Source organism: Bacteroides sp. CACC 737 (assembly GCF_013874375.1).
Classification (GTDB): Bacteria; Bacteroidota; Bacteroidia; order Bacteroidales; family Bacteroidaceae; genus Bacteroides; species Bacteroides uniformis.
On sequence record NZ_CP059408.1, the window covers coordinates 1,425,065 to 1,450,924 of the forward strand.

Annotated in this window: 21 protein-coding genes; 16 read left to right on the top strand and 5 right to left on the bottom strand. The window is 42.8% G+C overall.

Annotation, left to right across the window (positions count from 1 at the left end; all coding sequences use genetic code 11):
- The first annotated feature begins 5 nt into the window (after positions 1–5).
- The 12 genes from H1A11_RS06180 (at position 6) to H1A11_RS06235 (ending at position 12,349) form a co-directional block, all read left to right on the top strand.
- Positions 6–1,406, top strand: a complete 1,401-nt coding sequence (locus H1A11_RS06180; protein ID WP_181757899.1) for a lipopolysaccharide biosynthesis protein — start codon at positions 6–8, stop codon at positions 1,404–1,406.
- 1 nt (position 1,407) lies between these two features.
- Positions 1,408–2,592 (top strand): EpsG family protein, encoded by a 1,185-nt coding sequence (locus H1A11_RS06185; RefSeq protein ID WP_181757900.1) that lies wholly within the window; start codon positions 1,408–1,410, stop codon positions 2,590–2,592.
- Between the two features lie 72 nt (positions 2,593–2,664).
- Positions 2,665–3,735 (top strand): glycosyltransferase, encoded by a 1,071-nt coding sequence (locus H1A11_RS06190; RefSeq protein ID WP_117588821.1) that lies wholly within the window; start codon positions 2,665–2,667, stop codon positions 3,733–3,735.
- Between the two features lie 17 nt (positions 3,736–3,752).
- Positions 3,753–4,835, top strand: a complete 1,083-nt coding sequence (locus tag H1A11_RS06195; RefSeq protein ID WP_117588822.1) for a glycosyltransferase — start codon at positions 3,753–3,755, stop codon at positions 4,833–4,835.
- A 192-nt stretch (positions 4,836–5,027) separates the two neighbouring features.
- Positions 5,028–6,368 (top strand): right-handed parallel beta-helix repeat-containing protein, encoded by a 1,341-nt coding sequence (locus H1A11_RS06200; protein WP_181757901.1) that lies wholly within the window; start codon positions 5,028–5,030, stop codon positions 6,366–6,368.
- Between the two features lie 28 nt (positions 6,369–6,396).
- Positions 6,397–7,365 carry an SDR family oxidoreductase gene (locus H1A11_RS06205; RefSeq protein ID WP_117966921.1) on the top strand — a complete coding sequence of 323 codons (969 nt, stop codon included), beginning with the start codon at positions 6,397–6,399 and terminating at the stop codon, positions 7,363–7,365.
- A 67-nt stretch (positions 7,366–7,432) separates the two neighbouring features.
- A complete protein-coding gene (locus H1A11_RS06210; RefSeq protein WP_117966918.1) occupies positions 7,433–8,698 on the top strand; it encodes a nucleotide sugar dehydrogenase in 1,266 nt (421 codons plus the stop codon).
- A gap of 4 nt (positions 8,699–8,702) precedes the next feature.
- Positions 8,703–9,830, top strand: a complete 1,128-nt coding sequence (locus H1A11_RS06215; RefSeq protein WP_034523419.1) for a glycosyltransferase family 4 protein — start codon at positions 8,703–8,705, stop codon at positions 9,828–9,830.
- A gap of 34 nt (positions 9,831–9,864) precedes the next feature.
- Positions 9,865–10,056, top strand: a complete 192-nt coding sequence (locus H1A11_RS06220) for a hypothetical protein (RefSeq protein WP_005836975.1) — start codon at positions 9,865–9,867, stop codon at positions 10,054–10,056.
- The gene (locus H1A11_RS06225; RefSeq protein ID WP_005829173.1) at positions 10,053–10,373 is read left to right on the top strand and encodes a hypothetical protein; all 321 of its coding nucleotides are present in this window, start codon (positions 10,053–10,055) and stop codon (positions 10,371–10,373) included. Before H1A11_RS06220 ends, H1A11_RS06225 begins: the two co-directional genes overlap by 4 nt.
- Positions 10,374–10,382: 9 nt before the next feature.
- Complete coding sequence (locus tag H1A11_RS06230) at positions 10,383–11,378, top strand: NAD-dependent epimerase/dehydratase family protein (RefSeq protein ID WP_181757902.1); 996 nt, start codon at positions 10,383–10,385, stop codon at positions 11,376–11,378.
- A gap of 23 nt (positions 11,379–11,401) precedes the next feature.
- Positions 11,402–12,349: a glycosyltransferase family 4 protein gene (locus H1A11_RS06235; RefSeq protein WP_181757903.1), complete on the top strand. Its 948-nt coding sequence runs from the start codon at positions 11,402–11,404 to the stop codon at positions 12,347–12,349.
- 14 nt (positions 12,350–12,363) lie between these two features.
- Here H1A11_RS06235 and H1A11_RS06240 read toward each other — a convergent pair whose 3' ends face one another.
- From H1A11_RS06240 to H1A11_RS06260, 5 genes are all read right to left on the bottom strand, one after another.
- Positions 12,364–13,857: a hypothetical protein gene (locus H1A11_RS06240; RefSeq protein ID WP_181757904.1), complete on the bottom strand. Its 1,494-nt coding sequence runs from the start codon at positions 13,855–13,857 to the stop codon at positions 12,364–12,366.
- 201 nt (positions 13,858–14,058) lie between these two features.
- Positions 14,059–16,182 (bottom strand): S9 family peptidase, encoded by a 2,124-nt coding sequence (locus H1A11_RS06245; RefSeq protein WP_117966910.1) that lies wholly within the window; start codon positions 16,180–16,182, stop codon positions 14,059–14,061.
- 37 nt (positions 16,183–16,219) lie between these two features.
- Positions 16,220–17,551: an MATE family efflux transporter gene (locus H1A11_RS06250; RefSeq protein WP_119962205.1), complete on the bottom strand. Its 1,332-nt coding sequence runs from the start codon at positions 17,549–17,551 to the stop codon at positions 16,220–16,222.
- A gap of 102 nt (positions 17,552–17,653) precedes the next feature.
- On the bottom strand, positions 17,654–19,507 hold the full coding sequence (yidC, locus tag H1A11_RS06255; protein ID WP_181757905.1) for a membrane protein insertase YidC: 1,854 nt from the start codon (positions 19,505–19,507) through the stop codon (positions 17,654–17,656).
- A gap of 31 nt (positions 19,508–19,538) precedes the next feature.
- The gene (locus H1A11_RS06260) at positions 19,539–21,158 is read right to left on the bottom strand and encodes a CTP synthase (RefSeq protein ID WP_117966405.1); all 1,620 of its coding nucleotides are present in this window, start codon (positions 21,156–21,158) and stop codon (positions 19,539–19,541) included.
- 271 nt (positions 21,159–21,429) lie between these two features.
- Between H1A11_RS06260 and H1A11_RS06265 the strand changes: the two genes are divergently transcribed.
- The 4 genes from H1A11_RS06265 (at position 21,430) to rsxC (ending at position 25,857) form a co-directional block, all read left to right on the top strand.
- Positions 21,430–22,869, top strand: a complete 1,440-nt coding sequence (locus H1A11_RS06265; RefSeq protein ID WP_138345901.1) for a DUF3078 domain-containing protein — start codon at positions 21,430–21,432, stop codon at positions 22,867–22,869.
- A gap of 230 nt (positions 22,870–23,099) precedes the next feature.
- Positions 23,100–23,519, top strand: a complete 420-nt coding sequence (locus H1A11_RS06270; RefSeq protein ID WP_008663545.1) for a SoxR reducing system RseC family protein — start codon at positions 23,100–23,102, stop codon at positions 23,517–23,519.
- 37 nt (positions 23,520–23,556) lie between these two features.
- The gene (locus H1A11_RS06275; RefSeq protein ID WP_174646765.1) at positions 23,557–24,459 is read left to right on the top strand and encodes a Fe-S cluster domain-containing protein; all 903 of its coding nucleotides are present in this window, start codon (positions 23,557–23,559) and stop codon (positions 24,457–24,459) included.
- A gap of 60 nt (positions 24,460–24,519) precedes the next feature.
- Entirely contained in the window at positions 24,520–25,857 is a 1,338-nt protein-coding gene (rsxC, locus tag H1A11_RS06280) for an electron transport complex subunit RsxC (protein ID WP_005829145.1), read from the top strand.
- Positions 25,858–25,860 lie beyond the last annotated feature (3 nt).

Below are 25,860 nucleotides of genomic sequence, written 5' to 3' on the forward strand. Positions count from 1 at the left end.
AGAAAATGAGAGAGTTCCTAAAGTCTTTTTTTTCATTTGGTGTTGCAACGAGCATTGAGAAAATATTGGCTTTCATTTTGCTGCCCATTTATACTCGTTTATTTACAACTACCGAATATGGAATGATTGATTTATGTCAGGTACTTATGGGGATAGTATCTGTATTTGCGTTGCTGCAATTGGAAACATCGCTTCAACGATACTATTACAAATGGGAGGGGGATGATAAAAAAATCTTTTTGTTCAGCATATTAATTACGGTCATTTCATTATCGTTTTTTTTCTCAATTATAATATGCTTGTTGTCATATTATATTTCCAGTTTGCTTTTTTCCAGCTCTGCTTATTATTTATTAGTTATATTGTCTGCAATCCAGTTGCCTTTTATAAACTTTTCAATGCTTGGCTTGATTATACTTCGGTATGAAAAAAAAAACTTACTTTTTACTTACCAAGTAATATTGAAAGTCGTATTGCTATTGTTATCCGTATTCGTTTTTGTTGTTTTCATGGATGGAGGTTTGGAATGGGTTTTGATATGTCAGTTATTGACACTCGTATTGACTTCTATCGTATTGTATACTAATATAAAGCAATATTTGCTTTTTTCTTTCTCATGGAAAAATCTCATGATGAGCTTTAGTTATGCTTTGCCTCAGTTTCCTGCTCGTGTGGGAAGTGTGATGATGGTTTATTCCAATCGGCTCTTTATGGTGTTTTTTTTAACAACATCAATAATAGGCTTGTATTCTTTTTCTTTAAAGTTGGCCTCTGGCGTGCAAATCTTGGGAACAGCTTTTATGATGGCTTGGCTTCCTTTTATGTATCAACAGTTTGCAAAGGAAAACCACCGGTTACTTTTTGCGAAGTTCATGCCTTTAGTTTCTTGTTTCTTGTTTTTATTAGTATCGGTATTGTCATTGTTATCTGAAGATATTGTTAGTATAGTTGCAGGTCCGGATTTTTTTTATTCATATAAATATATTGGCAGTTTGTCGCTATATTTTGCTTTGACAATAATAAAAGAAGTAATTGATATCGGACCTAAATATACGGAGAAAACAAAGTATGTATCTTATAATTATTTTGTGTCTTTGATTGTTAATGTGGTAAGTATGTACCTGTTTATTGTATTTTGGGGAATAGAAGGAGTGATTTATTCGATGATATTAACATATCTGATGTTGGTTGTAATTAGTTGGATTGTGTCTAATAAACTGTATTATATTCCTTTTAGTAAATTTTATTTTGTAATATTGATATTGCCTGCATTGAGCATTTCTATGTCTGTAATGAATTGCAATATGACTCCTATGACTCGATATATCATATTAATATTGGCAGTTGCTTTTTATGGAATAGAAATGTACATGAATTATAAAAAGGTAAAACTGTATCTGAGTTAGAATGCCGTATATACCAATTTTACTGTTATTGTTTTTTTTGTCTTTTTCTTATGACTTTTTAGGTCATAAGAAAGGTTATAATTTAGGATATTATTTCATTTACTTGCTGTTGGTAGTAGTTTCTGGGTTTAGATATCGAATAGGAGCGGATACTTTTGCTTATCAGGATTTTTTTGAAGAGGAGCAGGTTTATTTGTCCGACCTATCCTTAGCTGATTATTTTTCATATAGATGGGAGCCTTTATTTATTTTTTTCGTGGCTTTAATAAAATCAACTATAAACGATTTTATTTTTTTTCAGATAGTTCATTCAATTATAATAAATTCGGTTGTTTTTTGGTTCATCTCTTCTAATACGAAAAATAAGTTTACAGCAGTTTTTCTTTATTTCCTATTTTTGTATGTTTTGGTAAATATGGAAATAGCGAGAGAAGCATTGGCCGTTTCTGTCTTTTTGGTCAGTGTGAAATTCTTGCAGAATAAAAAATACGTTGCTTATTATTTATTGGCAATTATAGCATTCCTTTTCCACTATGGTGCTGCGATATCGTTTGTTTTTCCTTTAATATACGGTATAAGGATTACGCTAAGACGCATTTTCTGGCTGTTTGTAGTTGTTGCAGGAATCATTATAAATATAGACTTTATCATTGCTGCGGCTTTTTCTTTAGGAGTCCCTCCAATTATATTTATAAAGTTGGTTAATTATACGGAAGTATCAGAAAATCTGAATTTTATGGGTGTCCTGATCGCTTTTTTAGGTTACATTCTTTTTCCTTGTGTATTGATGCAGATAGAAAACCGGATATTACGTATGAGATCTCGGTTTTATGATTTCTATCCCATATTTCTTTTGCTTGGCATATTGGTGATTTGCTTTCCTTTCATCAGCCGTTTTTTTAATTATTTATGCCTCATTGGTATTATTTTCTTAAGCGATTTCGTAGTTGAGCTATGGAAAAGCAATCGCTTTGTATTTGGCACTAGATATATATTACTGACATGTATACTTTCGATGGTTCTTTTGTGGAATGGCAGATACTACTTTAGTGATATGTCAGATTTGACTGGCAAGAATATGAGGAAGTATGTACACTGGTATCCATATAGTTCAATATTGGATAAAACGAAAAATCCGGATAGGGAATCTCTTCAGGATTATTATTCAATGATAAATGCTGATTAGCAAATTATTATTTTTTTGTCACCGCTAATTTACGACATGTTTTTTTGTTGTTTTTTGAATTCCTAAAATGTGATGAAAATCTTTTTTTATATTAATACTATATCCAGTGGTGGTGCTGAGAGGGTACTTACCAATTTGGCTACAGAAATGTCCGTTCGTGGTCATAAGTGTACTATAGTAACGTCTTTTCCTTGTTCATGGGAATATTCTTATGGAAAGGGTGTAAGGCGCATTTCATTAAACTCGAATAAAATAGAAGGATATCTTAAAAGAAATGTATTACTTACTTGCCGTTTAAGGAAATTGTTGGTATTGGAAAAGCCGGATATACTTGTTTCATTCATGGCAGAACCGAATTTTCGGGCAACAATAGCGAAAATGGGAACTGGTGTTAAATCTATTTTTTCAGTGCGTAGTAGCCCACATATTGAATATAGGGGTAAATTAGCATTTTTTCTAGCAAAAACGCTTTTTCGTTTTGGGAATTCGGCTGTTTTTCAAACTAATGATGCTAAAAATTGGTTTCCTCAAGCAATACGAAAAAAATCAGTTATCATATATAATCCTATTGGTGAAATTTTTTATAATACGAGACTGAATGAAGTCCGGTCTGGAATAGTTACAGTTGGTAGAATTAATAAACTGAAGAATCATAAATTATTGATTGAAGCATTTGCAAAAATTGCAAATAAGATAAACGATGACCTTACAATATATGGTTCTGGTGATACAGCTTCGTTAAAAATATATGCAGAGTTACTTGGAGTAGGTCAAAGAGTTCACTTTCCAGGACAAATATCCAATGTTCCTTTTTCTCTTAGAAATGCGCGCTTATTTGTCTTGTCTTCGGATATTGAGGGAATGCCTAATGCGCTGATGGAAGCTATGGCTATTGGTCTTCCTTGCATTTCTACGGATTGCCCTTGTGGTGGTCCACGAATGTTGTTTCCTAAGAGTATTGCTGCTTATCTTGTTCCTGTAGGTGATTCAGAAACTTTATCGGAACGAATATTGACAGTTCTTACTGATAGGGAGCTGGAAATTTTTCTTGCGCAAGAATGTAAGAAAGCTTCTTTTGAATTTGAACCATGTAGGGTTTTTGATAGATGGGAATGGTTATTTGAAAACGTTGTGCGGTCATAGATAATATAGGGAATACGGTGAAAATATTGCATGTTATAAATTCATTGGTAAGAGGGGGAGGTGCAGAAGCATTAGTTCTGGCATTAGCAACGGCATTGAATAAGATTGAAGGTAATGTAGTGCATGTGCTCAGCTTGGAAAATCCAAAGGATAAAGAATATGCCCAATTACTGGAAGCACAAGGAGTCCGATGTTTTGTACTATCACATCAAATGAGGTCGTTTAGGAATATTCAATTGTTATCGGATTTTATTCAGGAACATGATTATGATATTATAAATGTCCATCTTTTTCCTTCCTTGTATGTGGTGGCATTAACCCAAAGACTAAAAAAAATGAATGTGCGTTTAGTATATACAGAACATTCAACAACTAATAGGCGCAGAAAAAAAATATGGAGGGCTGTTGAGAAAAAGATATATGATACATATGATTGTGTTGTTTCAATATCTACAGAGGTGGAGCGGGCATTGAAAGAGCATATTCACAATATACATAGTGTTGTAATCAATAATGGAATTAATGTATCTTTTTTTGAAAAAGCTGTTCCAATAGATATATGTAAAGAAATAGGGGTAACTTCTGACTGCAAATTTGTAGCGATGGTGGCTCGATTCTCTTACATGAAAGATTATAAAACTCTTATTAGGGCATTATTAAGACTAGATAATAATGTGCATTTATTATGTATTGGTGATGGTCCTTTTCTAAATGATAATAAAGATTATGCTCACGCGATGGGTATTGGTTCTCGTGTACACTTCTTGGGATTAAGGAAAGATGTTCCTAATTTATTGCAAGGTTCCGATGTTATTGTTCTTTCGTCAGAGCACGAAGGATTCAGTATTTCTATGCTTGAAGCCATGTCATGCAAGAAGCCATTTATTGGGTCTAACGTGCCGGGTATTGGTGATTTAGTAAGAGATGTGGCATTACTGTTTGAATTCCAGGATGATGAAGGATTAGCTTTGTGTATAAATAAGGTTTTAGGGGATAAGACATTGTATCAAAATGTAGCTGAAAGATGTCATTCTTTTGCTAAACAATATGATATAAATGCTGTTGCACAGAAATATATGTGCCTTTATAAAAGTTTGTGATTTTTTCGGAGAACTCTCTTTTTTCATTTACGAATTAGTACAATGAAGTTTTACTTATTAATATTACTTTTCTTTATTTTACCTATATATAGTCAAGCTAATATCGTTTTCGTGACAAATAGTATACAGCCTATTCAGAATCAGTTTAATTTATCATATGCGAAATATGTAATTAAATCCAATATAAATCTTATGTCTCAAAACGTTGTCATTCCTGAAGGTGCAGTCTTGTGTTTTGTAGATAGTGGACGAATCGAAAATGGTACGCTTATTGGCAATGGAACAAAAGTAATGGCTCAACAAAATGTTGTTTTTTCGGATAATATTTTGTTAAAAGGAAGTTGGAAAGCTGATACAGCCTATTCTATATGGTTTGACTTCAAAAGTGATTGTGTTGTCGATTCTTCAGGACGATTTATCAGTGGAAGTGATAATAGCCAGCAGATGAATAACATATTGTTGTTTGATAATTTACTCTTTAACTGTGGTGTTTACTACTTTAAACATGCTAATTTTCAGTTACATTCTGATATGATTATTGATGGGGGAAATAGTGTTTTTAAATGGAATACATCGTTGAAGGCAGATTGCTTTATGGCTATTGGAGATAATAGAGGGAAATGGGCTGGAACATCAAATATTCAGTTGAAGAATTTTACAATAATTGGCAATAAATCGGAGTCAGATATAAAAACGGAGCAATGTCATGGAATATGCATCCGATATGGAAGTAATATCATATTGTCTAATCTGCAATCCGGTTTTAATCGTGGCGACGGATTATATATAGGCAATGTTTACCTTGAGTCTAATATAGATCACTCACCTTCTTATATAAGTGTTATAAATTGTATTTTTAGTGACAATCATCGTCAGGGAAGTTCCATTACTAGAGCTAATCACGTTGATTTTTTAGGATGTAAATTTATAAATACAAATGGTACGCCACCTCAAGCCGGTTTAGATATTGAACCTAATGATATAAATATTTCAGCGTATGAAAACTGTTATTACGCGTGTGAAAATATAAGGATAAACAATTGCTTTTTCAGCAATAATGCAGGAAATGGTTTATTGGTTGCTGGAAGAAGTAAAAATAGAGAAGGGAAATATATTGTTAATAATATATTTGTTAATAATAGTGTGTTCGACAGAGGGAATATTCGAGCTTTTGGACTGAAAAATATGCAGGTGAAAGATTGTGATATATTGACTGACAGCTATGGATGGCTTACATATAGATACTCTACAGAAGATGTTTTAATCGATAAATGTAAGATTATATGTTGTAATAAGAACAATGATTTTGTGGGGATAAAAGTGGAATCTACTTCTGAGAATAAACATAATAATATCATAATTTCTAATTGCTCAATAACAAATTTCGGCAAATTTGGAATATTCTTCAATGATAAAATTGATGGTATTTCAGGGCGTATAGTGAATAATATCTTTCATAAGTGTGGTAAAAATATGAAAAAGAACGATTTGAGTAAAAAGATTGAATATAAGGAGAATATATATAATGATTAGATGATAATTATAACTTAAAGTTTATATAATGAAAGTATTAGTTACCGGAGGAGCCGGCTTTATCGGCTCTAACCTTTGCGAGTATTTACTTGCCCATAATTATGAAGTTGTATGTTTGGACAACTTCGCAACAGGGAAGATTGAGAATCTTCTTCCGTTATTGAATCAATATCCTGATACATTTAAACTGATCGTAGGTGACATCCGTAATTTCTCTGATTGCCAGAAGGCAGTGGTAGGAGTCAATTATATTCTGCATGAGGCAGCATTGGGTTCTGTACCCCGTTCCATCAAAGACCCTGCCACTACTAATGCAGTTAATATTAGTGGCTTCCTGAATATGTTGATTGCTGCCCGTGATGCAGGAGTGAAACGCTTTATGTATGCGGCAAGTTCATCCACTTATGGAGATAGCCAGTCTCTTCCCAAAGTGGAAGATGTGATCGGCAGACCGTTATCTCCTTATGCTGTAACCAAATATGTGAACGAGCTTTATGCGGATGTATTTGCACGTACTTATGGAATGGAATGTATCGGCTTACGCTATTTTAACGTATTCGGACGTCGTCAGGACCCCTTTGGTGCTTATGCTGCTGTTATCCCCTTATTTGTAAAGAAATTGATGGCACACGAGAGTCCCGTGATTAACGGTGATGGTGAATACAGCCGTGATTTTACTTACATTGACAATGTAATCCAGATGAATATGCTTGCCATGACAACCACCAATCCGGATGCAGTCAATCAGGTTTATAATACCGCTTTTGGAGAAAGGACTACATTGAATCAGCTGGTGAATTATTTGAAGGAATATTTGAGTGAGTTTGATCCGAAAATAGCTGATGTGGAGATTCTTCATGGCCCGAATCGGCAGGGTGATATACCTCATTCTTTGGCTTGCATTGATAAGGCTAGAAAACTTCTTGGTTATATTCCGGAATACAGCATGCGCGACGGTCTGAAAGAAGCTGTCAAATGGTATTGGCATAATATCTGATTCATTCATTCTTTTTCCCTTTCTATTAGCTAATAAACTAAACTTCCTAATAAATACTGAAAATCTTATGGATACAGTAAAAATCGCCGTAATCGGTCTCGGTTACGTAGGGCTTCCTTTGGCTCGTTTGTTCTCTACCAAATACAAAACTGTTGGTTTTGACATGAATAAATCTCGTGTGGATGCATTGATGGCAGGACACGATGCTACCCTTGAAGTTTCGGACGAATTGCTACAGTCTGCCATTGCCAATGGCTTCAAGTGCACGGCTGACATTGAAGACATTCGTGATTGCAACTTTTATATTGTGGCAGTTCCTACCCCTGTGGATCATAACCATAATCCGGACTTGACTCCTCTGTATAGTGCAAGTACCACTGTAGGGAAAGTGATTTCCAAAGGTGATATTGTAGTGTATGAATCTACAGTATATCCGGGTGTGACTGAGGATGAATGTATTCCGGTAGTGGAAAAAATATCCGGTTTGAAATTCAATACGGATTTCTTTGCAGGTTATTCCCCCGAACGCATCAATCCGGGTGACAAGCTACACACAGTCGAGAAGATAAAGAAAGTGACTTCAGGTTCAACTCCTGAAATTGGTAAGAAAGTGAACGAAGTGTATGCTTCTGTTATATCTGCCGGGACACATTTGGCTCCCACGATGAAGGTGGCGGAGGCAGCCAAAGTCATTGAGAATTCGCAACGTGATATCAATATAGCCTTTGTCAATGAGCTTTCCAAGATATTCACGCGTATGGGGATTGATACTCAGGATGTGTTGGAGGCTGCAAGTACCAAATGGAATTTTCTTCCTTTCAAGCCGGGGCTGGTTGGAGGACACTGCATTGGCGTAGATCCTTATTATCTGGCCCAGTGTGCACAGAGTTATGGCTATAATCCTGAAATCATATTGGCCGGTCGTCGTATGAATGATGGTATGGGAGAGTATGTGGCTGGTCAAGTGATAAAACTGATGCTGAAAAAAGGAATTCAGGTTTTGAACTCTAATATACTGATACTCGGTTTTACTTTCAAGGAGAATTGTCCGGATGTACGTAATACGAAAGTGATAGATATTTATGAGGCTTTGATGGGATACAATCTGAATATAACCGTTTATGATCCGTGGGCAAATCCGGATATCGTAAAGCATGAATATGGAATTGAAGTGATCAATGAACTTCCTGAAGAAAAGTTTGATTCGGTTGTGTTGGCGGTTGCCCATCAACTGTTTACGGGAATAGATATCGAAAGTTTGTCGAAGACACGGTCTGTTGTGTTTGATGTTAAAGGTTTCTTGCCCAAAGAATCCGTTGACGGCAGATTATGATAAAATGAAAAAGCTTTTCTTTGTTACCAATGTTGATTGGTTCTTTATTTCCCATCGTTTGCCTATTGCCCTGAATGCTATTCAGCAGGGATATGAAGTTTATTTATTGTCACGGGATACCGGAAGAAAACAGTTTTTACAAGGGAAAGGGATTCGCTTTATCGATATTCCTTTTGACCGTTCCGGAAGTAATCCTTTGCATGAATTGAAATGTATTTTTCAGTTATATACAAACTACAAAAAGTATAGACCTAATATAATTCATCATGTTACTTTAAAGGCTGCATTGTTAGGTTCTGTTGCAGCTAAGCTGTCAGGGCAACATCATGTTGTGAATGCAATAAGTGGATTGGGGTATAACTTTACGAACGGCAGGAATGGGATTTTGCAGAAGTTGATAAGGACTTTGATTCGCATTGCATTCAAAAGTAAGTCTTTTTCCTTTATTCTTCAGAATCCGGATGATGTGGGGATGATCAAAGGCTTCAATCTGGTTCCCTCGTCCCATATTTTTCTGATAAAGGGCTCGGGAGTAGATTTGAATGAATTTGTTTTTTCCCAAGCTCCTGGCAAGACTCAATTAAAGGTACTCTTTCCTGCAAGGATATTGTTGGATAAGGGGGTGATGGAGTTCATTGATGCAGCCAAATTACTTCAAAAGCGATTTATTGGAAAAGTAAAATTCATATTGGCAGGTGATTGCGACAAAGAAAATCTGGCTGTTTTGGGGGAAGAAAAGCTAAGGTCTCTTCTTGTCGATGATTATATTGAATGGATAGGATATCAGGCTCAAATGTTTCCTATATATACGGATAGCGATATCGTTGTACTGCCTTCCTATCGGGAAGGTTTGCCCAAATCCTTGATTGAAGCATGTGCGGTAGGGCGTCCTATTGTAACAACCGATGTACCGGGTTGCCGTGAATGCGTGAAATCCGGATATAATGGTTATTTGGTTCCTGCCAAGGACAGTAGGGCGTTGGCTGATGCCATCGGCCTATTGATAGAAGATGATGCGAAGAGGAAGGAGTTTGGAAGGAACTCTCGTCTGTTGGCGGAAGAAGAATTTTCTATAGATAAGGTTGTCAGGCAAACTTTTGATATTTATCAATCAATTATTAGGATATCTTGATATTCCCGGGTATCTTTGTAGAAAGATTGGATTCATGAAGAAGAACAAGCCATATAAGGAACAAGAACCGATGGTGCCGAATGTTGGTGAACCGGTAGTTGTATATACGGGTAATGAGAATAATCCGAATATCGTTACGGAAGGACGTGATGACATTAGGCATGCTATTTCCGGTGAAGAATTATTGGATAGACTTTGCCCTCGTATAAAGGCTTTGTTTGGATGAGAGTCGTATTCGCTCCCGAAGTAGAGGAGGATTTGTATGGGCTTATAAAAATACTTGTTGAGAAGGAGTATTTGGGTACTTATCCTTTTGCTATTTCTTATGTGGAAGAACTGATAGCTGATATTCAACAGAACATTCATTCTAAATTAAAAAAGAAAGCGCCCGCTTTTTTTGAGCGTTATGGTAAGGATATGTATTACATCACTTATCAACGTAATTCTAATACGACGTGGTATATTTTCTTCTCTGTCATTGGAGATACTTATTTTATTAAATACATAACCAATAATCACGTTTCCGGTCAGTATATTTTTTAGCATATTTCAATGAACATACTCGTCACTGGAATCCACGGCTTTGTGGGTTCCAATCTCGTTGTTGCCCTAAAGGAAGGTCATAGCCTTTACGGGCTGGATATTGTCGCTCCTGAAAAGGAGGGGGTGGTAAAGACTTTTTTCTGGAAGGATATCGAACCGGCTTCTTTTCCGATGCGGAATCTTCCTGAATTCGATGCCATTATTCATCTGGCTGGTAAAGCCCATGATACGAAAAACCGGTCCGCAGCCCAATCCTATTTTGATATTAATACGGGATTGACCCAAAAGATATTTGATTTCTTTCTGGAATCGTCTGCGAAGAAGTTCGTATTCTTCAGTTCTGTGAAAGCCGCTGCAGACAGTGTGGTGGGTGATATGCTGACTGAAGATGTGGTGCCTGCTCCGGTAGGGCCTTATGGGGAAAGTAAGATAGCTGCCGAGAATTACATCCTTGACAAGTTGAAGGTTAAAAATGGGAAATTGAAAGCTAATCCGTATGATGACAAGCAGGTTTATATCCTGCGTCCCTGCATGATTCATGGTCCCGGCAACAAAGGCAATCTGAATCTTCTTTATAATGTGGTGAGGAAAGGTGTTCCCTGGCCTTTAGGGGCTTTTGAGAACAGAAGGTCTTTTACTTCAATAGACAATCTCTGCTACGTGGTGGAAGGTCTTTTGACCAAGGAGGTGGCGAGTGGTATCTACCACATGGGAGATGACGAAGCCTTGTCCACGAATGAGCTGATAGCTTTGATGTGTCGGGCTTTGGAGCGCAAGCCGCATATCTGGAAGATAAACAGAGGACTGATGGAATTCTGTGCCCGGCTTGGGACTCTGCTCCATTTGCCTTTGAATGCAGAGCGCCTGCGCAAGTTGACTGAGAATTATGTGGTGAGTAATGCGAAAATAAAGGCTGCCCTGGGAATTGACAGAATGCCGGTGAGGGCAGAGGAGGGGATAGTGAGAACGATAAAATCGTTCTCAAATATAAAAGTAAACAATTAAAAATTAAAGAGGAAAATACTGTTATGTATTATCTGATTATATTGGTTCTGCTGTTTTTGGCAGAACTTTTTTATTTTAGAGTGGCTGATAGGTGCAATATCATCGACAAGCCCAATGAGCGGAGTTCCCATACGAAAGTGACTTTACGCGGTGGTGGGATTATTTTCTATTTCGGGGCGTTTGCCTATTTCCTGACGAGTGGCTTTGAATATCCCTGGTTCCTGCTTGCCTTGACACTGGTGACGTTCATCAGCTTCGTGGACGATATGAAATCCACCGGACAGATGACAAGGCTGCTTTTTCATTTCTCTGCCATGGCCTTGATGTTTTATCAGTGGGGGCTGTTCTCCTTGTCCTGGTGGTGGATAGTCATAGCCTTGATAGTCTGTACGGGTATCATCAATGCCTACAATTTTATGGATGGCATTAACGGCATAACCGGCGGTTATTCTCTGGTTATTCTTGCTGCGTTGGCCTATATCAATAAGGAGGTAGTGACTTTTGTGGAAGCGGATTTCATCTATACCGTTATCTGTTCTGTTCTTGTCTTCTGCTTCTTCAATTTTCGTAAGAAAGCCAAGTGCTTTGCCGGTGATGTGGGTTCGGTGAGCATTGCTTTCATCCTTCTTTTCCTGATAGGCAGGCTCATCATTGAAACGGAAGATTTCAGTTGGATAGTCTTTTTATCCGTTTATGGTGTGGATAGTGTACTGACTATCATTCACCGCCTGATGCTTCATGAGAATATCGGGCTACCGCATCGCAAGCATCTGTATCAGATTATGGCGAATGAACTGAAGATTCCTCATGTCATAGTCTCTTTGGTCTATATGACAATACAGACTCTTATAATAGTAGGATATATTTATTGTCAACGGTATGGCTATATCTTCTTGATAGGGTGTATCTTACTGTTGAGCGCAATATACGTACTCTTCATGAAAAAGTATTTTTCAAGACATATCTCTTGAATTACTGTCTTCCATTATACAATTTCCACGGTCACCTGAATACCCAAAGCTTTGGCAATACGCTCGATATCACGTTTCTTGGAATGTGTGTTATTACGGCTCATCAGATACCAGCCATTCCCTATTGTTTTTTGGTCACTTCCGTATTTGGAGTCGAGTATGTTTGAAACCAATGGAACATTACACTGTTTAATACCTAAGGCAGATACTTTCTTTATGCCTACTGTCATTATAAATTGGCGAAGGGTTTCGGCCGCTTTTTTTTCCTGAATCACTTTTCCGTTTTCAAAAGTAATCTTTAACTGGTATACTGGAGTATTATTTTCTCTAGAGTTTTTTTTGTTTACTTCCAAAACTTTGACTTGCTGTGCGTTTTCTGTATGATGTACGGCATCATCCGTAATGGTATATAGCTTTTGGACTGCAGCAAGGAATTTCGGGAATAATGTCCCCCATTGATTGTTGACGACAATTCTCGTGCCGTCCGCTAATGGGATGATTTCTTCCTCCTTTAGAAAATAGCGCTTCTTTAGATCAGGATGAAGTCTCAATTTTTCCCGAACTTCTTCCAGACTACGTACCACCCCCAGTGCCCTACTGTGCAGACTAGGTGGGAATACCTTTTCCAGTTCTTTGTATCTGATGTTGGGATGAGCTTCTATGTAATGTTTTATCACTTCCAGTACGAAGCGCCTTTTTACATGGAAATTGATCCCGTCAAAGGAATATTTGGTGTGGTCTTTAGAGTCTTTTGTCTGGTTACCGATCGGTAAAGGCTGAGGTATCTGAGGATTCCTGACTGATAATGAAGCAACTGCGTTGTTCTTCTCGTAATGAACCGTGAGCACGACATTGGCAATCTCTTCATTGATGGCGGATTCTTCAGAACCGGCTTTCATGAATTTCTCTTTAAGCAATGAAAGCATGTTCTTTACACCATTATCGGGAGACAAGAACTCGGTAAATTGTCTGTGCAGATTATTGCGTGCTTGTATCCTTTGATATTGTTCGTAGCAGAATGCCTCTACGTCTTTTAAACTGAATGTATCGTAGGTGAGCAGGTCGCAAATAGTGGAACCATTGGCATCTTCCTTTTGAATCTCTACGGTAAATACACAAACGGGACTTTCTCCATCATTGGGAACATCGTAATATAGTTCGATCTTTTCTCCTATGTATAGTCCGACATTGAGTTTGAGTTGGCGCATATAAGACATCAGTTGGTTTTCTTGCCTTTCGTTCCGTATATTGGATGGACGTTTTATTTCAATGGGAAGTACGGGAGTAGGCACCCCATTTGCATTCTTTTTCCAGAGGACGATGTCGGGCCGTATGGAGCTGTTGTTTCCTATAGGTAGAGTCAATTGGGATCTCATCGTTTCATTGGTTTTCTTCCATCCAAGGAATTTCAGACAGATTTCTATTTCCCGTTGGTAGTCACCTTCTGCAGAATTTACTCCAAAGTAGGGCAACAGTGTTTCTACAATTTCCGGCCAGTTTTCGTTCATTGTTTATGTGTTGTTAATCATAGTTATACAATTTGTCTGCATCGTTTTTAACTTATGCATAAAACAAATGTATTGACTTTATTTGAACTGCCCAAATTATAGTCATAAAAAATGAATCGGGCGGTGTACAATAAAAACAAATAATCCCAGACTCTTTGTCAAGAATCCGGGATTATTTGTTTTTATTGTTTTTGAGGGGCTTTACTTAGCAGGTTTCAGCCATTTGTCCAGCCATTCAAAGAAGGTACGTTGCCACAGCACGCCATTCTGAGGTTTCAATACCCAGTGGTTTTCGTCCGGATAGATAAGCAGTTCGGCAGGAACGCCACGCATCACGGCTGCATCGAAGGCGGCCATTGCCTGGTTGGCAAGGATGCGGAAGTCCTTCTCTCCGTGGATGCAGAGGATAGGGGTGTCCCATTTGTCGACGAAGAGATGCGGGGAGTTGGCAAAAGTGCGTTGTGCCGTAGCGTTGTTCTTTTCCCAATAAGCGCCGCCCATATCCCAGTTGGCAAACCATTTCTCTTCCGTTTCCAGATATTGCATTTCCATGTTGAAGATACCGTCGTGTGCGATGAATGCCTTGAAGCGTTTGTCATGGTGTCCGGCAAGCCAATATACGGAGAAGCCTCCGAAGCTGGCGCCTACGCAACCCAGGCGGTCTTTGTCGACGAAAGGTTCCTTGGCCATTTCGTCAATGGCAGTGAAGTAGTCCTTCATGCACTGGCCGCCATAATCACCGCTGATGGCTTCGTTCCACTCTACACCGAAGCCCGGAAGACCACGACGGTTGGGAGCTACGATGATATAGTCGTTTGCCGCCATAATCTGGAAATTCCAACGGTAGCTCCAGAACTGGCTGACGGGACTCTGAGGACCGCCTTCACAGAAGAGGAGGGTGGGGTACTTCTTGTTGGGGTCGAATTGTGGAGGATAAATTACCCAGGTCAGCATCTGCTTGCCGTCGGTGGTCTTCATCCAGCGGGCTTCCACTTTACCCATTTCCAGCTGGTCGTAAATCTGCTTGTTTTCTGTGGTCAGTTGCACTGCTTCTGCAAAAGCGTCGCCGTTGCGTGCACTGTTTACGGCATAGATTTCGTCGCCCATGCTCATGGAGTGGCGTTTGGCGATAATCTTGTCTCCGCAAAGGGCGAGTGAAGCATAGTCGTGCATGCCGTCGGTGAGCTGGGTAAGCTTGTCGTTTCCGGCAAGGTCGATGTTGTAAATCTGTGTCTCGCCATGCCATACACCGATGAAGTAGATGCTCTGGGAATCTTTGTTCCACAAGAAGGCGTCCACGTTCGATTCGAAAGCTTTGCTTACAAAACGTTTCTCACCGGTCTCGAGGTTCATGATAAACAAGCGGTTCAAGTCGGCTTCGTAGCCGTCACGTTCCATGCTCTGCCAGGCGATGTATTTGCCGTCGGGAGAGTATTGGGGATTCGTATCATATCCCTTGTTTTCTTCCGTGATGTTTTTGGTTTCCTTGGAGGCAAGGTCGTAGATATAAATGTCGGAGTTGGTGGAAATGGCATACGCCAGTCCGGTTTTCTTACGGCATGTATAGGCCACTTTATCAGAAGACGGGCTCCATGCCAGCTGCTCGATACCGCCCCAGGGCTTCATCGGGCTTTCGTATGGCTCTCCCTCAAGAATATCGGTGACATTGCTGATGGCATTGCCGTCGAAATCAGCAACAAACGGATGGGGAGCAGTAGTCACCCATTCGTCCCAATGCTTGTACATCAGGTCGGTAACGATAATGCCGGTGGCTTTAGGAAGGTCCGGATGTTTGTCTGCCGTACTCTTTACGGTCTTTACCTGGGCAATGAAAAGGAGTTTCTTGCCGTCGGGCGAGAAAGAGAACCCTTCGATGTCTCCCTCGTATTGGGTCAGCTGCTTGCGTCCGCTGCCGTCGGGATTCATTTCCCATACCTGGCTGCTGCCGCTTTCGTTGCAAAGGAAGGCAAGCTTCTTGCCGTCCTTAAACCACGTGGGCTGTCCTTCTTGCCAGGCGTCATGCGTTATCTGGGTATTGTCACTACCGTCGGCATTCATGACGAAGACTTCGCTGTTACTCTTGTTCTGGGGCACGCTGTAATAAGATACCGTGTAGGCAATCTGCTTTTCGTCGGGGGATACGGCCACACTGCCGATGCGTCCCATCGCCCAGAGTGCCTCGGGTGTCATACGCTTTCCTTCAATCTTGATGTCCGACCGCTGGATGAGCGTTGCTGCGTCCTGCTGCTGTCCGGCATCTTTTGTGCCTCCGCAAGAGGCCAATGTCATGGCTGCTGACATAAGTAGTAGATTTACTTGTTTCATATATGTTTTTTGTTTCGGTTATTTCAATGCAAAGATACTAAATTTTCCTTCCTTGCCAATTTCCACGTTTGATATATAGCCAGCAGAAAATGAGAATAAAGCTGGAATAAACCATTTCCGAGGTCCAGCAGATGGCCACGTCGAGTTGCAGAATCAGAATAATGTAGGTGATATAGGCTGTGTAGATGACCAGCGTAGCCATCTCCAACCCCCATGCCGTACGCGTGTTGCCGGTTCCGGAAACTGCCTGGAAATAGACATTGGCAGGAACCAGGAACAGATAGGTGGAGCACATCACCCAGAGCGAATGTACGGCAGCGTCCTGCAGGTCGGGTATGTCGGTATAAATTCCCAGAATCAGCTTGGGGAACACCGCGAAAAGCAATGCCAGCGGAAGTACGAAGACGTAGGCTATGCGTACGTGCTGCCGGATGGTGCCTGCCACGCAATCGGAGTGGCCTGCACCGATGAGGTTGCTGACCAGTGACCCGCAGGTAGAGGCAAATGCCATGAGTACCATGAACAGTATGCCGGACACGTTGCGGACAATGTTGGTCACTGCCAGCGAGCGCTCTCCCAGATGCTCCACATAAAGGAAGAAAAGGAACCAGGTGGAGAGGGAGAAGAAATTCTGTATCATGGTCCAGAAAGAGACGTTCAGCATCCGTTTCAATACGTCCAGCCGGAACTTAGGAATACGATCCAGCCCGTACTTGCGGCAGTCGATGCGGCTGCGGGTATAGAGGATGAAGAATAACAGCGAAACCAGCTCGGCCAGTGAGGAGCCGATGGCGGCTCCGGCAATGCCGAGCGCCGGGAAACCGAATTTACCGAAAATCAGGATATAGTTGAATACGACATTGCTCAACACCATGACGATGGAGTTCAGTGTCAGTGTCTTGGTCTGGGTGGTTCCCAAGAAAAAGGCACGGAACATGACTGCGCTGAACGAGAAGAAGGCACCGAATACACGCCAATGCAGGTAGCTGGTGGCTGCTTCGTAGATATGTTCCGAAGCGACGATGCGTTTCAGGATAATCGGTGAGAAACAATAGGATAGCAGGAACATGACTGCCGCCATTCCGACTTGGAAATAGATGCCCTGATAGAACAAGTCACCGATTTCCTTATACTGCTGTTCGCCGTTACGCCGGGCAATGAGTATCTGTGCCCCGATGCTGAAACCGAAGGCAACCATGAAGATGACCATGTAGAAGACACCGGCGATGGCAGATGCTCCCAGCTCGACTTCGCCCACACGCCCGAGGAAGGCAGTGTCCGTCATACCTATCAGTTGCTCCATAAGGAGGCTGATTAGGATGGGGTAGGCTATAAGCCAGATCTGTTTGTAGGTGTATTTAGTCTGCATAATTTAGAGTCTGTGAGTTTTTTCATTGGCGTAAGGATAAGAAAGCCGGGCAAATGTCATTGTCCGGCTTTCTGCAAAAGAATATCTTGAACGGTAGTCTTACTACTTTTTGTTCTGTCTCTCTTTCATCATCTGTTCCTGCTGTTTCTGCATAGCTTCCAGACGGGCGGCGAAACCGGTTTTCTTCATCTTCTTCGGGTCTTTCTTGTTGGCTTCCAACTGGGCAAGAAGGGCTTCCTCATTGGTTGTCTTGCGCATGATGAGCGTTGTTACCACACTGATTAACGTAGAGATGAAGTAGTAATAGTTCAATCCCGAAGGATAATCGTTCAATATGAAGAGGAACATGATAGGCATCAGGTATGACATCCACTTCATGGCAGCCATCTGCGGATTGGCACCCGTATCCTGCTGCTGCATCATGTACTTCGTGTTCAATATGTTGGTAACCGTCATCAGCAGGCAGAACAAGCTGAGGTGGCTGCCCAGGAACGGGATATGGAACGGGAAGTTGATGAATGCATCATAAGTGGAAAGGTCATCTGCCCACAAGAAGCTCTGTTGGCGGAGTTCAATGGCACTCGGCACGAACATGAACAAGGCCATCAGGATAGGGAACTGTATCAGCATCGGCAGACATCCGCCCATCGGGCTGACTCCGTACTGGCTGTAGAGGCCCATCACTTCCTGCTGCTTCTTCATGGCATCTTCCTGCTTGGGGTACTTCTTGTTTATCTCGTCGATTTTCGGTTTCAGTACGCGCATCTTGGCAGAAGACATGTAGGTCTTCCATGTAGCCGGGAATACCACTGCCTTTACAATCAGCGTCATGAACAACAGTACGATACCCATGCTCAAACCCCAACTGGACAACCAGTCGAAGATGTTGATGGTGAACCATTTGTTTATCCAACGGATGAGCGGCCAGCCCAGATAGACCAGACGGTTCAGCTCCCACTTCTCGTCACGCCCCTTGTCGAGTGCGGTCAGAGTCTTGTAGTGATTGGGGCCGAAGTAGAAGAACAGCTGGGTAGGTTCCTTGCCGGTAGGATCGAACTTCGTGCTCATCTCTGCAGAATAGTCCTTGATGTAGCCGCTGCCTTGAGTCTCCATCTTGGAACTCAGCTTGGTCTTTTCAAAGTCGGCATCTGCCAAAAATACTGAAGAGAAGAACTGGTTCTTGAAAGCAATCCAGTCCAGGCGTTCTGGAACTTCCTTTTCATCGTTCTTGTTGGCAGACAGATAATCGGTACCCTCTCCGGTGATTTTGTAAGTCAGTTCAGCCAGACGGTTCTCGTAGGTGTAACCCTTCTCTATTTGACGGGCACGCTGAGACCACTCGATGTCCACATAATTGTTGGTAGCCGCCAACTTGCCTTCCATATTGACTGCCTGGATAGTAAAGTCTATCAGGTATGTGTCATTGTGCATGCGATATGTAAAGTCGATATAGCTGTTGCTGTCTGCCGACAAACGCATGGTGACGGTACTGTCCGTACGGTTTACTGCGGTGAAATAATAGTCTTCCGTCTGGATAGTCTCTTTCTTGTTGTAAAAGAGGAAATTCATGGAAGCGTCGTTGCCGCTGAACAGTGTGACGGGAGTCGTTTTGTCTTGTCCCATGTATTCCTTCAGCGTGGCCGAAGCTATGCGTCCGCCTTTTGTATCTACGGTTATTTCTGCCAGGTTGTTCTGGATGGTTACCTGCGAGTTGGTTCCTTGACGGGCGTCGAAGAAGAGGGCAGTGGAGTCAACGCTTGCTTCCGCTCCGCTTTCGTTGGCCAGGGCTGCTTCCGCCTTGGCTTTCAAGTCGGCTTCGCGCTGTTGCACCTGGGCTATGGAGTCGTAGTAACGTTGCTGTGCTTCCAACTGCTCCTGGCTGGGACGGCTCAGAAAGCTGAAACCTACTAACAATATCGCTATCAGAACAAGACCTGTGATGGTATTTTTATCCATTCTTTGTTGATTACAGATTACTAATTACAAATTATTTCTTTTCGTTTTCATTTTCGATGGCGGCCTTCACGAATGCTACGAACAGCGGGTGCGGATGCAATACCGTACTGCTGTATTCGGGATGGAACTGGGTACCGACAAACCACTTCAATGCGGGTATTTCGACAATTTCTACCAGATCCGATTCGGGGTTTATACCCACACACTTCATACCTGCTGCTTCGTAGGCCTCCTTGAAGCTGTTGTTGAATTCATAGCGGTGGCGGTGACGCTCCTGGATATGCTCGGTACCGTATGCCTCGTATGCCTTGCTGTCTTTCTGCAGAACACATTCATAGGCACCCAGACGCATGGTCCCACCCATATTGGTGATGGATTTCTGCTCTTCCATGATGTCGATAACATTGTGCGGTGTCTTTTCATCCATCTCACGTGAGTTGGCATCGGCGTAACCCAGTACATTACGGGCAAATTCAATGGCGATGCACTGCATACCCAGACAGATACCGAAGGTGGGGATGTTGTGTGTACGCGCATATTTGATGGCTACGAACTTGCCGGCAACGCCGCGTTCGCCGAAGCCCGGACCGATAAGTACGCCTGCCATGCCTTTCAGGGCTTCTGCCACATTCTCGTCTGTCAGCTTTTCACTGTTCACGAAGTCTACCGACACCTTGCGGTCATTGTAAGTTCCTGCTTGTGAAAGGGCCTCGCGGATGGACTTGTAGGCATCCTGCAAGTCATATTTGCCCACCAATGCGATGTGCAGCGGGGCAGTCTCTTCGGCTTTGTGACGGCGTTCGAGGAAAGCACGCCACGGTCCCAGCCCCGGAGTGTCGCCCACGGGAAGCCCCATCTTCTTCAGAATGGTGGCGTCCAGCCCTTGGGACTGCATCAGGATGGGCACCTCGTAGATGGTAGGCGCATCAATGCTCTGCACTACGGCATTCTCGTCTACGTTGCAGAAGAGGGCCACCTTCTTGCGCAGGTTGTTGCTGAGTTCGTGCTCGGTACGCAGCACTAGTACATCCGGTTGAATTCCCACACTTTGCAGTTCCTTTACGGAGTGCTGGGTGGGCTTGGTCTTCAGTTCACCGGCAGCTGCCAGGTAGGGGACATAAGTAAGGTGCACGCACAAGGCGTCTTTTCCCAATTCCCACTTCAGCTGACGGATGCTTTCCAGATAGGGCAGAGACTCGATGTCGCCCACTGTACCGCCAATCTCGGTAATAACAAAATCGAATTTGTATTTGTTTCCCAACAGTTTTACATTACGCTTGATTTCGTCTGTAATATGGGGAATAACCTGGATTGTTTTTCCCAGATAGTCACCCCGGCGCTCTTTGTCGATGACACTTTTGTAGATGCGTCCGGTCGTGATATTGTTGGCCTTGGTGGTCTGGATGCCCAGGAAGCGTTCGTAATGACCCAAATCGAGGTCGGCTTCATGGCCATCCACGGTTACGTAGCATTCGCCGTGTTCATAAGGGTTCAGTGTACCCGGGTCGATGTTGATATACGGGTCAAACTTCTGGATGGTTACCTTGTAACCTCTTGCTTGCAGCAATTTACCGATGGAGGATGAGATGATACCTTTACCTAGTGAAGAGGCAACACCACCGGTGACGAAAATATACTTTGTTTCTCCCACAACTATATTATTTTATTAATTGTTTAATCTAATTCCAAGAGCCTATACGGCTTGTCGTTCAGGGTGCATACTGCTCCCGTCAATACACGTGGAACTTAAAAAGCGCAAAATTATAAAAAAAAGAGGAAGTAGAGAAAGTTTCTGTGAAACAATTATTAAAAAATACGATTTCATCGAAGAAACTCTCTCTAGCCTTTTTCTTCATGGCTTTTCTATGTTTTCTAAACATTTTAAGCTAAATTTGCGCTCGAAACATAGACTTAAGGGCATTATGAAGAATAGACACATTGCATTTTGGTTAATTGCTACGATGATCTCTTCGTCGGTGATGGCACAGAATACGCTGGATACCGCCTCGAAGAACAGTGGACAGGAAACAACTGCCAAAGCCGACACCTTGCCGGATATAATGAAAGAATACATGATTCTGAAATTGAAACCGGAAGGTACGGGGTACAAGCTGGATACTGTTTCCATATTATATGAAAGGTATTTCGGAGTGCTGGATTATCTGAATGACCCCACGACCCCGGAACGTTATATACCTTCCGATCCGAACTACTATAGGTTGTTCCTCCCCCTTACCTATTATTATGCTCCCATGAGACGCCTTTCCAAGGTGGACTGGCATTTCCAGATGCCCGATACGGTGCCTGCCATGACGCGCGAGATGCTGCCGTTCGACACACTGACTTTCACCTCGAAGGACCGCGCCAACAAGCTGGTGGACCGTACGCTGCTGAACACGTATGTAGATTGTCCCAATCTGGTTGTAATGACCGAGAAGGAGGTGATGAAAGGGAAGATATTCAAGGATAATATAGAGAAGGAAGTTTCTTCCAAACCGTCCGTCGTGAAACTGTTTGCACAAGAGAATATGGTGGGAGTGAAGGAGGAAGCCGACGTAATTATCCACAAGCCCAACTGGTGGGTGACCGGTGGAAACGGTTCGTTGCAGATTACACAGAACTATATCTCCGACAACTGGTACAAGGGAGGCGAGAGCACTAACGCCGTGCTTGCCAACCTGCAATTGTTTGCCAACTATAATGACCGTGAGAAGGTGCAGTGGGAAAATCTGCTCGATGCCAAGCTAGGCTTCAGCTCGGCACCTTCCGACGAGTTTCATAATTATCTGGTAAGTACCGACCAACTCCGGCTGTACAGTAAACTGGGTATTCAGGCTGCATCCAAGTGGTATTATACCATCACGACTGAGTTTAAGACCCAGTTCTGCAATGGCTACAAGGCCAACAGTGAAGAGCTGGTTTCCGCTTTCTTTGCTCCGGCAGATTGGTCGAGCAGTATCGGTATGGACTACAAGTTGAAAAAGCAGAAATTCAGCTTGTCCGTTTTCATAGCTCCGCTGACGTACATGCTGCGTTATGTAGGGAATAAGGGGGTGAATGAAGTGAGTTTCGGTCTTGAGGAGGGCAAGTGCGTGAAGCATAACTTCGGTTCGCAGATACAGCCTACACTTTCGTGGACCATCATTCCTTCCATTACGCTGGATTCCCGCCTAGACTTCCAGACCAGTTATGAGTGGACACGTATCGAATGGGAAAACACGGTGAACTTTGTGCTGAACCGCTATCTTTCCACCAAGCTTTATGTGCACGCCCGCTATGACGACAGTGCCAAGCCGACGGAAGGGGACAGCTATTTCCAGGTAAAAGAATTACTCAGTTTCGGTATCAATTATAAATGGTAAATAAACAAATGGTCTGTTCGGAGTGAACAGATTATCTGTTTTGGTTAGTCAGACGGTCTGTTTTCCCTTGACAGACCGTCTGTTTTTTGTCTTTTTGTAGTTTGTGGCAGGTGAAAAAACATAAAAACATAGAAAAAGCACGTTTACGAACACAGAAAATGCATAGGAAAGGTTTGCAGTTCACAAATAATGCGTAAATTTGCCGCGATTTGTAATGCACACTTTGCAAAATGGCGAATACTATAAAACATCAAGGTATTGTGGAAAACATAAACGGTTCTCATCTCCAAGTGAGAATCATCCAGACTTCAGCGTGCGCTTCGTGTAGTGTCAAGGGACATTGTACCTCTGCGGATACGAAAGAGAAACTTGTCGATGTGGCCGATGCCAATGCCGCATCCTACCAGCCCGGTGACCGTGTATGGGTGACGGGCGAACTTTCAATGGGAGTGATGGCAGTTCTGTTTGCCTTTATATTTCCTTTCCTTATTCTGATAATCTCACTATTTGTCTTTATGGCTATCTGGAATGACGAGCTGCGTTCCGCGCTTTGTTCGCTAGCACTTCTTGTACCTTATTATTATATATTGTGGCTGAACAAGTCGCGGATGGGTAAGAAGTTCTCATTCTCCGTACGACCGATGAACTAACTAATAATAAAACAAATAATTAATAAACAACTAATTTATGAATGTAATTCTGATTGCAGTGATTTCATTGGGAGTTATAGCGCTGGTATCGGCCGCTATTCTTTACGTGGCTTCCAAGAAATTCGCCGTGTATGAAGATCCGCGGATTGCCCAGGTAGCAGAGGTGCTTCCCCAGGCAAATTGCGGTGGATGTGGTTACCCCGGTTGTAGCGGATTTGCAGATGCTTGCGTAAAGGCAGGTTCGCTGGATGGTAAACTTTGTCCGGTGGGTGGACAGCCCGTCATGACAAAGATTGCCGAGATTTTGGGCTTGGATGCCGCTGCTGCCGAACCTATGGTTGCGGTGGTGAGATGTAATGGAACTTGTGCCAACCGTTCTCGTGTGAACCAATACGATGGCGCCAAGAGTTGTGCCATTGCGGCTTCTCTCTATGGTGGTGAAACGGGTTGCAGTTATGGCTGTCTGGGATGCGGCGACTGTGTGGCTGCCTGCCAGTTCGATGCTATCCACATGAATCCGGAGACCGGACTTCCCGAAGTGGATGAGGAAAAGTGTACGGCTTGTGGAGCTTGTGCCAAGGCTTGTCCGAAATCTATTATTGAAATCCGTCCTCAAGGCAAGAAATCACGTCGTGTTTACGTACAGTGTGTAAACAAGGACAAGGGGGCCGTAGCACGCAAGGCTTGTACCGTGGCATGTATCGGTTGTGGCAAGTGTGTGAAGGTTTGTCCGTTCGAGGCTATCACGCTGGAAAACAATCTGGCTTACGTTGACCCCAATAAGTGTAAATCCTGTCGCAAGTGCGAGGAAGCTTGTCCGCAAAACACAATCATTGCCCTCAACTTCCCGCCGCGCAAACCGAAGGCTGACGATGCAGCTCCCCAAGTAAAGGTTGCAGCTCCTAAAGCTGAGGTTGAGACTCCCAAAGCAGAGGTTTAGACTTCCCAAGTTGAGGTATGAATTAATAAAGTAAATAAACGACTAAAAATACAGAATTGTATGTTGAAGACATTTTCAATTGGTGGAGTCCATCCACACGAAAATAAACTTTCAGCACATCAGCCTATCATCAAGGCAGAGATTCCGGCCAAGGCCGCTATCTTGCTGGGACAGCACATCGGTGCTCCTGCCAAGCCTATCGTTGCCAAAGGTGATGTTGTGAAAGTGGGTACAAAGATTGCCGAGCCCGGCGGTTTTGTATCAGCAGCCATTCATTCGTCTGTCAGCGGGAAAGTCGCTAAGATTGACACGATTGTCGATGCCAGCGGTTACGCCAAGCCTGCTATATTCATTGACGTAGAAGGGGATGAATGGGAAGAATCCATTGACCGTTCCGAAACGTTGGTGAAGGAATGCAGTCTGACTTCCGAGGAAATCGTGAAGAAAATCGCCGATGCCGGTATTGTAGGTCTGGGTGGTGCATGCTTTCCTACGCAGGTCAAGTTGTGCCCTCCTCCTGCATTCAAGGCAGAGTGTGTCATCATCAACGCCGTAGAGTGCGAACCGTATCTGACTGCCGACCATCAGCTGATGCTGGAACATGCGGAAGAAATTATGGTAGGTGTATCCATTTTGATGAAGGCGGTAAAGGTGAACAAGGCATTCATCGGCATTGAGAACAATAAGCCCGATGCCATCCAGCTGATGACGAAAGTCGCTTCCAGCTATGCAGGTATCGAGGTGGTACCCTTGAAGGTACAATATCCGCAGGGTGGTGAAAAGCAGTTGATTGATGCTGTCATCAGTCGCCAGGTTGCAGCCGGTGCGCTGCCTATCTCCACGGGAGCTGTGGTGCAGAATGTGGGTACCGCATTTGCCGTTTACCAGGCCGTACAGAAGAACAAACCTCTGTTTGAGCGTGTCATTACCGTGACGGGCAAGTCGCTGGCAAAGCCGTCCAATTTCCTGGCACGTATCGGTACGCCGATGAAGCAGCTGATTGAAGCTTGCGGCGGCCTGCCCGAAGATACGGGCAAGATTATCGGCGGTGGCCCGATGATGGGTAAAGCTCTGGTGAATACGGATGTACCGACTGCCAAAGGCAGCTCCGGTATTCTGATTATGAACGAGAAGGAAGCCAAGCGCGGCGAGGTACAGCCTTGTATCCGTTGTGCCAAGTGCGTGGGAGCCTGCCCGATGGGGTTGGAGCCGTATCTGCTGGCTACCGTTTCGGCCCACGGAGATTTTGAAAGAGTAGAGAAAGAAGACATTATGTCGTGTATAGAATGCGGTTCATGCCAGTTCACTTGTCCTTCCAACCGTCCGATGCTGGATTATATCCGCTTGGGTAAGGGTAAGGTAGGAGCGATGATCCGTGCACGTCAAGCTAAAAAATAACGA